The sequence below is a fragment of the Novosphingobium lentum NBRC 107847 genome (genome assembly GCF_001590965.1).
GTDB lineage: Bacteria > Pseudomonadota > Alphaproteobacteria > Sphingomonadales > Sphingomonadaceae > Novosphingobium > Novosphingobium lentum.
Genome location: NZ_BCTW01000002.1, coordinates 199,768 through 212,330, shown reverse-complemented (window position 1 = coordinate 212,330; position 12,563 = coordinate 199,768). Strand labels below are relative to the sequence as shown.

Here is a 12,563-nt window from a genome sequence, read left to right as displayed (position 1 = left end):
TGCTGAGAGTCTACAAATGCCTACGGACACTCGCCGCGTTTTGGATTCTCACATCTCCACAAAATTAGCGCAGGCAGGATCATATCGGAATTGCGTGATGGTCCCGTCGCTGATCTTGTCGACCAGTTCGTCGATCATCGGGAACGGCACCAAAAACCACTCCCGGGGCTGGACCGCCTTGCCGAACCGATCATCGGCTGAGAGGTCGAGCTGGGCTGCGGCCAGCGCCCGATGGATTAGGCCTTCCAGCCTTGTCCGGTTGATATTGTAGAGCTTGTAAGTGGCGACCACGTCGACATCGGCCAGCAGGAAGGTCGGGTCGTTCACAGCGTTGGCAATGCGGGCTTCGACAGCCTGCCCAGTTACGCCAATCTTGTGGATCAGCTCCCGATGCTCGGCGACATAGGGGTGCGATGAACGGCTGCGCAGGACATAGATCGTACCGCTGCCCAGGTCATCGTCCTCGGCGGCATTTCCGAAGAGCGGGCCTGCTGACAGCTCGGTGATGCGGCGGCTCGTTTCGTCGCGGTAGAGTGCCTTCTGGAAGGATCGAGCCAGTACGTTGCTCTCGGTCGCATTGTCATAGATGACGCGCAGGCGGCGATCCTTGCGTTCGTACTGGGTGACGAATTCCTCGGTGGCATCGACGATGTAGGCCAGCTGACCGCCGACAATGAAGAAGCCGCCTGGGTGGATTTCCGCCAGTGTCACTTCGGTCTGGACTATCGGCTTGGTCACCCGCGCGCCACTGGCCAGATCGGCCTGGACAGCTTCGATCAAAGGCTTGAACGCCTCGAAATCCTCGCACTTCTCCCGGTTGGCGATTTCCTCGGCGGCGCGTTTTTCCGCTCGTGACGTAACGTGTCTCAGCTGGGAAATATCGGAGACCGGATCGGCTTCGATGCCCAGCTCCTTCAGCAAGGCATCGTCGGCCAGATCTGTCGGGGCATCCTGGGTAACGGGCGATGCATCGAGCAGACCGTCACTGTCGAGGTCAGCAAGGATTTCCCGGCATTCCGGCTGCTTGCGCAGCTGATCCAGGCGCACGGCATAGAGGCGCTCGAAGATGTCCCGGTCATCACCATGCTGGGGCGCGCGACCATGTTCGGCGACAAACCGCTGGATGTCCTCGAACCCGGCAATGACCCGCTCCTGCCGGGGCGTCAGCGCCCGCTTCACTTCGGGCGCAGTATCGACGCCAAGCTCGGACAGCAGTTCAAGATCGCTCAGATCAGCCATCGGCAGCAGCCTTGCTGGCATGGTGCTGGAGATAGGCGACGCCCTCCGCCATCCGGCGTTCCCAGGCATCCTGCGATGTCAGCGACGGCAGGCGGCCCCGCTCACGCTTGAATTCCAGGGCACGCTCGGCCAGCGCCCGCGCCTCGTCGTAGCTGAGGTTGACCTTCTTGGCATTGATCACCGCCTGCACCTGCAACAGCGTCTTTTCGTCCATCGCCTTGGCAAGCACTGCATAGGTGGCGCTGAATGGATTGATCTTGTCGATCAGGTCGATGTCCAGATCGGTGACGCTGAGCGCGAATTTGCGGACACCATCGATAAAAGCGGTGCTCGCCGACAACTCCTCGCCATCACCCATCAATGCGGCTTTTGCCTGCTGTGTCACGGTCATTGCGGCGATGGCGTGCTGGCGAACGGATTCCTGATCCTCGTCGTTCAGTTCGGGGTACTTGTCGCGGACGATCTTGCCCATGCGCAGCTGGGTCAGCTCCTCGGGCACAACTTCGGGATCAAACATGCCGCGCTCGACATTGGATTTGTCCTGCACGAAGGCGGCGATCACCTCGTTCAAATCTTCCCGGCAGATGCGCGTCGCCTCGATGCTCTTGGGCAGTTTCAGGCCTTTGATCTCGAAGTGCATCTGGCCGTGGTCGTTGACGCCGAAATTGGTCTTGCCTTCCACATAGCCGTCGGGGCCATAGTCGAAGCCTTCCTTCGGGCCTGCGTCCTTGGGCGTGAAATCGAAACGGGGCGCCAGTACCTGTTCCATCAGCAGGCTGGCGGCGATGGCTTTCAGGTAATCGTTGATCGCCTCCACCACCTGCGGGTCGTCCGCCGCCGGTTCCGCGATCAGGTTGGTGAAGCGTGCGCGGGTCTTGCCCGGCGCGTCGCGGGTGGCGCGGCCGATGATCTGGATGATTTCGGTCAGGCTGGAGCGATAGCCGACGGTCAGCGCGTGTTCGCACCAGATCCAGTCGAAGCCTTCCTTCGCCATGCCCAGCGCGATGATTACGTCGACAAATTCTTTGTCCGCGCGCCCCTGTGGTGATTTCAGAGCTGTTACCACTCGATCACGCTTCACCGGATCGTCATCGACCAGATCGGCAACACGGATCACGTCGCCATCAATGGTGCGGATCAGGTGGAAGCCGGTTACGGGATCAACGCCCTCCCACTCGCCGAGGTGCTGCATGATGTCTTCGGCTTCGCGGTGCTTGTCCTTCAGGCTCTCCCTGGAATTGACCGAGGGGATATGGACGATGGTCTTCACCTTCGGGTCCAGCAGCGCCGAGATCTTGTCTGTGTAGGGGCCGGTGTAGAAGCTGTAGCCGATGTCCAGCACCTTCAGGTGCTCATAGCCGTTGAGCTGTTCGTAATAGGTATAGGTGACGGTCTCGAACTTCGACTCGTCCTCGGGTGCCAGAACGGGGATGGCGTCGCCGCGGAAATAGCTGCCGGTCATGGCGACGATATGTGCATTGTTGCGCCCGATCAGCTGGGCGAGCTGCGCGCCCAGGCGGTTGCCGGCATCGGCGGAAACATGGTGGAATTCATCGATAGCCACCAGACGGTTGTCGAATGCCTCGACGCCCAGTTCGTCAAAGGCGAAGCGGAAGGTGGCATGGGTGCAGACCAGCACCTTGGCATCGCTCGCCAGAAACTCGGCGACGGCCTTGACCTTCGACTTGGCGACCTTGGGATCATCGGCACCCGGCGTGTTGCACAGGTTCCACTGCGGGGCGACCTCCCAATCGGCGAAGAAGCCGTATTTGCTCAACGGTTCGCTGCCAAAGCTGGCGCCGATCGAGCGTTCCGGCACGCAAATGATGGCCTGCTTCACGCCCTGATTGGCCAGCTTATCCAGCGCGACAAACATCAGCGCGCGCGATTTGCCCGATGCCGGGGGCGACTTGATGAGGAGGTATTGCTCGCCGCGCTTGTCATAGGCGCGCGACTGCATCGGGCGCATGCCCAGTTCATTCGACTTCGCCGACGCGCCGGTGCGCGCGGTGGTGAAGGATACAGCGGGGATGGTCTTGTCAGGAATCATGGTGCCATCCCTATCTGAATCGGCGGGCGGACGCACCCTCATGCCGCCACCTTCGCGCCGGTCATCTTTGTGTAGAGTTCGAACAGTTTTTCGAGCCGTTCGGTGTCGTTCTTGAAGCGGCGACCGATGTAGATGCGCTCAAGCACCTCGTCATTGCGCTCATGTGCGTGGCGGAGGTTTTCGGGCATTTTGCTTTCGCCGCCCTTTACCTCATAGAGGTCTGCGATGGTCGCCGGGAAATGCGCTTCGCGGGCAAGAAGGATGTCCTCGGCACAGCGAGTGAGATCGGCTTTATTCTGTTCGGTCAGCTTGGGGACAGGGAATGTGTTCCAGCCAAGCGTGTTGGAGTAGGAGAAGTCGGTGCGCATGCGCACACAGACCGTGCCGATCCACACCCAATGCAGACGAGAAGCGATGAGCGCCATGTTCCACAAAGGGGCATCGAAGATCGCGAAGCATTTATTGGTGATGATGGTGCCTTTGGGCAAAAGCCCGCAGGGCAGATATTCTCGATTTTCCGAGCTAATGGCTGCTATGGCGATGACAGCCTCCTCACCGGTTTGACGGCGTTCGTCGAAGCGGTGAGGCCATTGCGCACCAGTTTGCGTAGCCTGCTTTGTGCTTTGAAGGCGCATTTCTCTGACAGCAGCTAGTCTCGGCCCGATTGTCGGATGAGAGGCTGCCGTTTGTGCGTCGCAGTCATCTATCCAGAGACAAAACTTACGCTTTCCGCTGATGAACTCGTCGGAACCAAAAATTGGCCGAATGAACTTCTCGTGCTCGTGGCGATCAAGGCGCAGTTCGGACACTTCGTCCCAAGTGAGAAGTAAATTCCCTCCGTCAACCGGTTTGCTGCCAAATGTCATTTCATCAACGCCATTGAGGGGCTTGGCTGACTTGTTTGCAATCACATTCGGCCCCAAGACCAAATAGGGGCTGACATTTTCACCTTCCCTAACAACAGTCTGATCGGCTTCCGCGCTGACATAAAGCCGACGATATTTGCCGGCATGGTTCGAAATCCCAACAATCACGACGGTAACGCCGGCGTTATAACTGGCGAGATTGGCCCATTTGAAGTTCGTGTGTGCAAAGGCAATTTCATGCCCGGTGCGAAAGATCAGTGGCCAGAGAATTGGAACCTGCTGGCCCTGACAGATGCTGTTAGTCGACACGAAAGCAGCCACCGCATTTGTCTGGGTTCCGTAGTCGGCCGCCTTCATGAACCATCCGGCGACATAGTCGAGAGACTTCCAGCTGTTCGTTCGGTGACCAAATAGAGCTTCAAGTTCGGCCTTTTGCTCCGCTGACTGCCAAGTGGAACCGAGATACGGTGGATTGCCGCAAATGTAGGTCTCGCCGCCTTCATTCTCAAAATCGATTTCGGCCTGATTCAGGTCAGTCTTGAACAGGTCATCGGCCTGAAGTTTCACACCCGTACCGGTCGGCGGGCATAGCTTCAGCCAATCGTATTGCAGCGCATTACCGCATGTGATCCAGTTCTGGCTGTCGAGCGGCAGGAATTCGAGCAGCGCCTCCTGCTGCCCGCGATAGGTCACGTCGCACTGAAATTCGGCGATGATCAGGGCAAGGCGTGCGATCTCCGCCGGAAAGTCGCGCAGTTCGATGCCCCGGTAATTGGTGAGGGGAATTTCGCTGCGCCGGTCCGGCTCCCCGCGCCGCCGGTTGATCTCCGCCTCGATCTCGCGAATCTGCTTGTAGGCGATGACCAGGAAATTGCCCGATCCACAGGCCGGATCGAACACCCTGATTTTCGCCATGCGCTGGCGCAGGTTCAGCAGCTTGCGGCCATTGTCGCACGCCTCGTCAAGACTGGCGCGCAGATCATCGAGAAAGAGCGGGTTCAGCACTTTCAGGATGTTGGGCACGCTGGTGTAATGCATGCCGAGCGCGCCGCGCTCCTCATCGTCGGCAACGGCCTGGATCATGCTGCCGAAGATGTCGGGGTTGATCTTCTTCCAGTTCAGATTGCCGATATGGACCAGATAGGATCGCGCGATGCGGGTAAAGCGCGGCGTTTCCGTGCTTCCTGAGAACAGCTGGCCGTTCACATAGGGAAAGCCACCAGCATAGCGCGGGATATTGGCGCCGGCACGATCGTCGAGCTTGGTATCCATGGCACGAAAGATTTCGCTGATCACATGAGCCGTGTCCGATGAATCGCGCGCGCTGATCTGCTCGACGGTCCTGGTGAACAGGCCTTCGCCATGGAAGATGTCGGTATCTTCCGCAAAGAAGCAGAAGATCAGCCGGGCCATGAAATGGTTCATGTCCGGCCGCCGCTCGGCGCTTGCCCAGTCGGAATTGTCCTTCAGCAGCTCGACATAAAGCTTGTTCAGGCGGCTCGTCGCCCGGATGTCGAAGGTGCTTTCGCGGATCTGCTTGACGGTGGTGATGCCCGCCAGCGGCAGGAACACGCCGAAGTGATCGGGGAACTCGGCATAGGCACAGGAAACCGTCTCGCCGCTGGCAAGGTCTTCCGCCTGGAACTGATCGCCATCGGTGGCGAGGATGAACTTGGCCTTGGCGGTAGCGGTCTTCGGGCTGTCGCGCAGTGCCTTCAGGGTGTTGTCGACGGTGCCGGTGTCGCAAGTGGCGATATGGATGTTGCTGCGCTGAAGCAGCCCGCCCGGAACGTCCGACGCATTGGAAGCACCGGAACGCAATTTCTTGATCGTCGTCGCCTTGTTTCCGAAGGCTTCCAGAAACGCGAACGGGAACTCCGCCCGGTCAAAAGGCTGGGCAGCGAGGTCGGAAATAGCCTGTTCGATCTCTACTGCGTTCATCGGTCTCGCTTCGGTTTCAATTGGCGAACAGCAATGGTCGGAAGGCCGCAATTTGTCCAGCAGACGGGCTAGGTTAACATCGTGCTGGCCGGCTAAATTCCGAGCCCACGGCCCCTGCCCATCGACCAGTCCACCCCGCCGTCACCGCGCATGACACCGGAGACATGTTTGCCAAGCCGGATGTCGAGCGCCGGCGTCCATGGGACCAACGCGAAGCCCAGACCATTGTCGATCATGGCAAAGCGACCTGAGGCAAGTTGCACCTGCCGCCGCACGGAACCGGCGACGAATTCGCCGGACTTCGCCGGGGCATAGGGATGCCCGAACTCTTTCGCCATTCGCTCGCCGGCGGCGTCGAGATCGCGCCGATTGAGCGTGTCGAGTAAGTTGCGCGCGAATACGATGCGTTGCCCATCGCGCCGGGCCAATCCTTGACCAACGAGATATTCTGCGCGGGCTTGCATTGCACCCGCCACCTCGGCACCGAAACCGCCGCCGAGGTCGATTCTTTGCCGGTCGAGATTGCGCCGGTCGAGCCAGGTTGCTCCGGGCGCCTCGATCTGGGCTGTGATGTCGAGATCGGAGCGGACTGCCAATGCCATGCGGGCTCGGCCGCGCCGGTCGTCGAACCGGCGCAGCTCAACGATCGCGCCGGGCCGACAGTCGCCGGTTTCCTCAAGACCGGGCAAGGTGAGGTGATGCGTCCGGCCATCGATCCCATCGACGATCGCATAGGCAGAGCCGGTCAGCTCGTCATGGAGGCCGCGCTCGACCAAGCGCCCGACGATTGGCTGGGCAGTTTCGCCAGCGAGGGAGTAGCTCGACACGCCCCGCTCGATGCCACGCTCCTGCATGGCACGGTGCATCCGCTTGATGATGTCGCCGCGCATGCCAAGTTCGCGCAGGGCGGGCTCGGCATTGTCGGCGATGACCCAAAGGCCGGGCTTGACCTGTTCGGCCAGAGTCAGGCGCTCGAGCTTGCGCAGACGCCCGAGTTTCAGGGCGTGATCTGCATCGGCGCGAACGTCAGGATCAGGTGCCATGTCGATCATGCCATGGCGCTGCTGGCGGCGGACAAGGTCGCGGTCGATCTGCGTCCAGCGTTCCGCTTCCACCTGCCGTTCCAATGATCGCCTGATGTCGAGTTCGGTCTTCGGCCCCAGCTCGCGGGTGATCAGTTCGCCAGCGCGGCCGCGCAAGCCTTCGCGGATGTAATCGCGCGAGATGACGAGGTTCTGCCCATCACCGCCAACGCCGCGCACGATGATGTGAACATGCGGGTGCTCGGTGTTCCAGTGATCGATCGCCGCCCAGTCAAGCCGTGTGCCGAGATCCTTCTCGACCTGGGCCATGAGCGCTCCGGTGAACTCTCTCAGGTCGGCCATCTCCAATGCGTCGTCGGGCGAGACGATGAAGCGGAAATGATGCCGGTCCTGCTGGCAGCGTTCGGCAAAGGCGTCGCGATCGATCTCGGCGCCATCCGGCCCGAACAGTTTGCCGGGCGCATCATCGCGCGTAACGCCGTCCCGTTGCAGATATTTGAGATGGGCACCGAGCGAGGGCGCGCTGACGTGCCTGACGACACGAGCCTTGATCACTGCACTGCGCGCGCTGCTGCCCAGCCTGTGCCCAGCCCGAAGGCTGGCCGATCTACCCCTGCCGAATTTAGAATTTCGCGAGCTGCTGAGTTTTCCATTCGTCGACACGATGCCGCCAGCTCGCTGGGCGGCGGTGAGCGCCTGGACAATGGCCGGACGTGATCGCTCGTCGCCGCGCGACCTGATGCGGCCAGGACGGACGCGAAAATCGCTGTCGTCTCGTTTCACGATCCTGACTGCAATGTGCGCCAGAGACGCAGAATTCCCCGGTTTTCAGGAAGCATGCACATCGCGGAGTTTCCGCGCACATCGCAAAACATCTCAAAAAAGCCTTGTGAAACAAGGCACCGACCGGGCGAAGGGGGCACCGCACATCGCCGCCCTTTATCCTGCCCTCCCTCCTTCCCCTTCCGGCCAATTGACCTATTCCTTCGCCAAAATACGAGAATGTACGTTGCGATGCGAATTGAGGTATCAGCCAAGATCATCGCGGATTTGGCCCGGAAACGGCGACAAAGAGCGACGCTGAAGCACGAGGTGGGGCGGCATATGCAGTGTCGGGCAAGGTACGCGGAGCCGCCGAAGCGCGCACAACGAAGAGCGAGGCATCGGTCCAGGTCGGCGCTACAATTGGCTGCCGCATCGCTTGGGTTGTTGCAGGCTGACCACCGATCATCGGCATCAGCTTTGCGACATAGGCGACGGTTTCAGAAGGCAGAGGACGACCGCGCGAGCGATAGTCCTCATAGCGTCCGGGGCCGGCATTGTAGGCTGCCAGCATGCCATATTCGCCGTAGCGGTCATGCATTTCTCGCAGATAGGCAGCACCGGCCAAGATGTTGTCGCGCGGGTCATAGGGGTCCGATCCCAGACCATGACGCGCGCGCAAACCTTGCCATGTGCCAGGCATGATCTGCATCAGTCCCATTGCTCCGGCTGACGAGCGTGCCTGCACGCGACCGGCGCTCTCGACACGCATGACCGCCCAGATCCAGTGTTCCGGGATGCCGAAACGGCGGGCGGCTTCCTCGACATATCGGCTAGAGGGCGGAGCGATGGCATCGGTTTCGTCAGGCGTTCCCGCGCAAGCAGGATTGACGACGGCCAGCAAGAGCGCGGCGATCGATGTGCAAAGCAGGCGCATCGGCTCAACCGTGCCGCGCTTCACGCGAGGGCCGATTCCAGACGAGCACGTGTTCGCCAGTATCGTCATGGGCCGGGAAGAGATTGGCACGGATTGGCTGAGTCAGTGACGGGCAGTCGATCACCAGTGAGAGGTAAGCACCGGCCTTCTCACCGATGCGGTTCCACGCCGCGCCGACTTCCAGTCCGGCAGCGGCATCGCCGGCTATTACGCGCCAAGCCGGTGCATGTTCGTTGTCGGATTCAGCGCTCGCAGTGATGCGTAATTCCACGTCGAGGGTCAGTGTATGAAGGCGGCCTTCGAAGCCGTCTCCAGTGCGGCGGAATCTGCCGATATTGCTCATGGGGTGGTCCTTTCATCGAGTAGTTGAGGGGCAATCGGGTCTGCTGAGTTTCGCCAGATGAATGGCCTGCCAGGCGCCGCCTGAGTGTAGATCGGCGACGCAGCGCCGATCACCGAACGGGCAGGCAGTGGCCCGAAATACCGGCCGTCAAAGCTGTCCGGGACGGCAGCATTTACGGCGAATATTTCGTCGTTTCGGAGCTGGTGACAGCCCTGCCAGTCGGGCAGCGGACGACCCAGTCGGTCGCGTGACAGGGCGAATGCGATCACCCCCCCGTCCACACTCACGGCGCGACCCGCGCGGCAGACGAGTTGCCCCGGGAGTGCGGCTGCATGTTTGAGAAGCGGTACGCCGACCGGCAGATAATGGCGCTCGGCCATCCACCGCGCCCAGTGCGGCGGCGGCGAAATCGCCACCAGCTGACCGGTAGTCGGCTGATCAATGGGACTGACAGAATAGAGCCCGATCGGCGCGCTGGCACTGGCGTTCCAGATGAAACGTGGTGACGGATGGCTGACAGCCGTCACGGCAATCGCGCCGCAAGCAGCCAGCATCAGTGCGATGCAAGACTTGCGCTTCATTGCCACACCGCCTTGCGCTTGAGCCAGGCACGGTGACGGCAGGAGGTATATTCCGATGGCGTCTGTCCGGCGGCGATCTGATGATGGATCTGGCGCCAATGATCGGCATCCGCGTCGCAGGCGTCGATACCGATGGCTTCAACCGTATCGATCGCGCGCAGCACCTGGCTGACCTTTGGCCAGCTTGAGATATGTAGCAGCAGTTCCCCGCCGGGATCGATACAGGGCAATGTGGTGAAGGCTTCGTGACGGCTCACAGCCCGCACGACATCGATATGCGAAGCGATCGTCCCGAAGTCGTTGGCCTCCCAGCGCACCAGCGCGAAAATCGCATCTGGCCGGAACGAGGCGATGCGTGTCCGACGGTTGATGATACGGTCCCCGACCGGGCGGCCAAAACGCAGCCATTCTTCCCTCTTCCCGGCAATCCAGGTGAGCGAGACTGCGGTCAGGTCATCAGGGTTATCACCCCGGTCCTGCAGAGCCTGTCCATGACGCCATTTGGCGGCATGATCGCGCCGCTCTGGCATTTCATCCACAGTCCGCTGATGCGTTAGATAGAATCCGTAGGATTCATTGTTAGCATAGTTAGGGCCGCCAAATGGCGAGGAGTTCTGCGGCGTTCGAGGCGATTTCGGTTCCCGATAGCACGACTCTGGAGTTCCTGATGGCACGACTCCGCCGGTTCCTGATAGCACGAGCCGCATCAGCGCTTATCCACAGGCCGAAGACCGGCACGGCGCATCGCAACATCGAACAGATCAGGGGGTGTCGGCGTGAAGATCAGGCGCTCGCGGCCGAAGGTGGTTTCGAGCGTGAGCTTGTATCCCGGCAGTGCCTGGCGCTGCACGATGTCGCGCAGTTCGAATGCGAAGCGTTTTAGAGGCGATAGCGCGCCGGATTTCAGGTGAAGGTGAGAAACGTCAAAGCTCCAGCCACCACGCTGCCGCCCGCCATGCTTGCGCACGATCCGGTAGAGCCATCGCTCGATCCCGCCTGTCAGACTAAAATAGGCGCGATCGATAGTGAGCACCAAGGCTTGGTCGACCACGCCGGCATAGAACCAGTCCGGAATGATCAGTTCCACCCCGAGCGGACGGCCATTGCCGTCAAGCCGCTCCTTCCATTCGTTGATCCATGAAAATCGATGACGGTGGCGCTGATGCGGTTGCCGGATCGAAGTGGCGATCGTCGTCGATTGAAGCCGGTCGAGTGCGGCTTTCAAACGGTCATAGTCCCTCGCGGACGTGCCCCGGCCAATGAAGGTCAGCACTTCATGCGGCGTCGTCGCCATGAGGCGCGACGTGGGGCGCCCAGCATCGCGGGCCTCGACGATCTGGCTGGCGGCCCAGATGAGAATGTCGGCATCCCAGATGCTCGCCATGCCATGTTCCGGTGTTGCCTCAACCTTGATCCAGGTGTCACCCATGCGAAAGTCGATGGGCTGAAGGCGCTTGGTCTTGGCTAGGCTGAAGAACGGCCATGCCATGAGATCCTGCGCATCGCGGGGCGCAAGGTCGCCAGGGATAGAGCGAAATAAATCGAGCTGCGCGCGCTCATGCACGGCGCTGATGGCGTTGGATTGCGGTGGCACGGGCAATCAGCGCCGCACGACGTCGGAAGGCAGGCGCTTGGCTGGGTGGACCACACCCTTGCCGGGATCGGAAGTCGAGCGGCGCAGACCAAGCTCCGTCCAGGCTTCGAGGTCATCGATGGCGTAGACAATCCGACCGCCCAGTTTGCGATAAATGGGGCCGGTGCCGAAGCAGCGATGCTTCTCAAGCGTTCGGGCAGAAAGACCGAGATGGACGGCGGCATCCGGGGTCTTGAGGTAACGCGGCGTAGCAACGGCAAGGGCAAGTGACATGGGTGATCCTCCGGCAAACACCGGCCGCTTGCGTGCGGCTGCGGCGAACAGGAGGGGATAATGGGTGTGCTGCGGGCGTCCCGGAATGGACACCCGTAAGTGGTGCCGCAGGTGTCCCAGATCAGCGTTCGCAAAGGAGCCGAAGGTAGCCGCCCGTCATCAGCTTCGTGGCGGCGGCGCACCAACGGCTGATTTTTCGGCGCTCGCGGGAATCGCACCATTCCGCCGCGTTAAAGCCGCTCACATAATCGCCGATCATAATCGCGGCCATCTCGCGCGGCTTTGCCCCGGCAAGCCGGGCATCAAGGGAGCGGAACAACCAGCGATGGTGGTCTCGCGCCTTGTCGCTCAGCAACAGGGGCGGCTGTCCCGAGACAAGGCCACGCAGGTGGCGATGTAGTCTCTGGGCCGCAGCCAGGCGGATCCCGCGGTAAGGTCCATTCGGGATCAGCAGCGCCAATGGCGCACCAGCAGGTGCGAGTTGCCAGACATGATGATCGCCCTGCGGATCGGCGAGGACCGTGTAGATCCCGCGCGGAACTTCCAGTTGAGTTCTGATCGACCCGGTCAAGGTCAGATCGATCGGACATGCCTCGGGAAGCGTGGCGGGCGCCTCGACCAAGACGACATTGGCAGGTGCAACGTCCGGTCGCGCAATTACAGCCTTCGGATCGTAGGGATTTGCCGTCGACACGACGAAGCTCAAGCCCCACGTCTCGATCAGCGCCTCTGTCGCTGCTTCAGCAGAAATATCGCTCCTGCCAACGGCCTCCAGGGCGGCTTCATAATCGCGGAGATAACGAGGGTTTCGGCTGAGATAGCCGACTGCGATATCGCAGCTTTGCAGCGCAGCGTCCTCATCACCAGTGATGGGATCGCGCCAATCCCTTGTCGCTGGCATGGATACTCTCCTGCGCGCCCGCTGCGGGAGATG

At 61.0% G+C, this 12,563-nt stretch carries 11 protein-coding genes; all 11 read right to left on the bottom strand.

What is annotated here, in order from left to right:
• Positions 1-48: 48 nt before the first annotated feature.
• Positions 49-1,239 carry a GIY-YIG nuclease family protein gene (locus NL2_RS02450; RefSeq protein WP_068071498.1) on the bottom strand — a complete coding sequence of 397 codons (1,191 nt, stop codon included), beginning with the start codon at positions 1,237-1,239 and terminating at the stop codon, positions 49-51.
• A complete protein-coding gene (locus NL2_RS02445; protein ID WP_439646878.1) occupies positions 1,232-3,325 on the bottom strand; it encodes a DEAD/DEAH box helicase in 2,094 nt (697 codons plus the stop codon). The genes NL2_RS02450 and NL2_RS02445 overlap by 8 nt, the downstream gene beginning before the upstream one ends.
• Before the next feature lie 2 nt (positions 3,326-3,327).
• Positions 3,328-6,096 carry a class I SAM-dependent DNA methyltransferase gene (locus NL2_RS02440; RefSeq protein WP_068071327.1) on the bottom strand — a complete coding sequence of 923 codons (2,769 nt, stop codon included), beginning with the start codon at positions 6,094-6,096 and terminating at the stop codon, positions 3,328-3,330.
• A 92-nt stretch (positions 6,097-6,188) separates the two neighbouring features.
• Positions 6,189-7,922: a relaxase/mobilization nuclease domain-containing protein gene (locus NL2_RS02435; RefSeq protein WP_068071325.1), complete on the bottom strand. Its 1,734-nt coding sequence runs from the start codon at positions 7,920-7,922 to the stop codon at positions 6,189-6,191.
• Between the two features lie 256 nt (positions 7,923-8,178).
• Entirely contained in the window at positions 8,179-8,862 is a 684-nt protein-coding gene (locus NL2_RS02430; protein WP_245647535.1) for a lytic transglycosylase domain-containing protein, read from the bottom strand.
• Positions 8,843-9,181, bottom strand: a complete 339-nt coding sequence (locus tag NL2_RS02425; RefSeq protein WP_068071321.1) for a DUF736 domain-containing protein — start codon at positions 9,179-9,181, stop codon at positions 8,843-8,845. Before NL2_RS02425 ends, NL2_RS02430 begins: the two co-directional genes overlap by 20 nt.
• Positions 9,178-9,762 (bottom strand): S26 family signal peptidase, encoded by a 585-nt coding sequence (locus NL2_RS20615; protein ID WP_084355801.1) that lies wholly within the window; start codon positions 9,760-9,762, stop codon positions 9,178-9,180. Before NL2_RS20615 ends, NL2_RS02425 begins: the two co-directional genes overlap by 4 nt.
• Positions 9,759-10,292, bottom strand: a complete 534-nt coding sequence (locus tag NL2_RS02420) for a DUF2840 domain-containing protein (protein WP_084355800.1) — start codon at positions 10,290-10,292, stop codon at positions 9,759-9,761. Before NL2_RS02420 ends, NL2_RS20615 begins: the two co-directional genes overlap by 4 nt.
• A 176-nt stretch (positions 10,293-10,468) precedes the next feature.
• Entirely contained in the window at positions 10,469-11,356 is an 888-nt protein-coding gene (locus NL2_RS02415) for a replication initiator protein A (RefSeq protein ID WP_068071319.1), read from the bottom strand.
• Between the two features lie 6 nt (positions 11,357-11,362).
• Complete coding sequence (locus tag NL2_RS02410) at positions 11,363-11,629, bottom strand: helix-turn-helix transcriptional regulator (RefSeq protein ID WP_068071317.1); 267 nt, start codon at positions 11,627-11,629, stop codon at positions 11,363-11,365.
• Positions 11,630-11,750: 121 nt separating this feature from the next.
• Positions 11,751-12,530 (bottom strand): DUF2285 domain-containing protein, encoded by a 780-nt coding sequence (locus tag NL2_RS02405; RefSeq protein WP_068071315.1) that lies wholly within the window; start codon positions 12,528-12,530, stop codon positions 11,751-11,753.
• Positions 12,531-12,563: the final 33 nt, after the last annotated feature.

Bases quoted from the DNA above. Each gene is read 5' to 3' on its own strand.
- NL2_RS02450 (WP_068071498.1), bottom strand. From the start codon at position 1,239: ATGGCTGATCTGAGCGATCTTGAACTGCTGTCCGAGCTTGGCGTCGAT.
- NL2_RS02420 (WP_084355800.1), bottom strand. From the start codon at position 10,292: ATGCCAGAGCGGCGCGATCATGCCGCCAAATGGCGTCATGGACAGGCT.
- NL2_RS20615 (WP_084355801.1), bottom strand. From the start codon at position 9,762: ATGAAGCGCAAGTCTTGCATCGCACTGATGCTGGCTGCTTGCGGCGCG.
- NL2_RS02425 (WP_068071321.1), bottom strand. From the start codon at position 9,181: ATGAGCAATATCGGCAGATTCCGCCGCACTGGAGACGGCTTCGAAGGC.
- NL2_RS02440 (WP_068071327.1), bottom strand. From the start codon at position 6,096: ATGAACGCAGTAGAGATCGAACAGGCTATTTCCGACCTCGCTGCCCAG.
- NL2_RS02410 (WP_068071317.1), bottom strand. From the start codon at position 11,629: ATGTCACTTGCCCTTGCCGTTGCTACGCCGCGTTACCTCAAGACCCCG.
- NL2_RS02405 (WP_068071315.1), bottom strand. From the start codon at position 12,530: ATGCCAGCGACAAGGGATTGGCGCGATCCCATCACTGGTGATGAGGAC.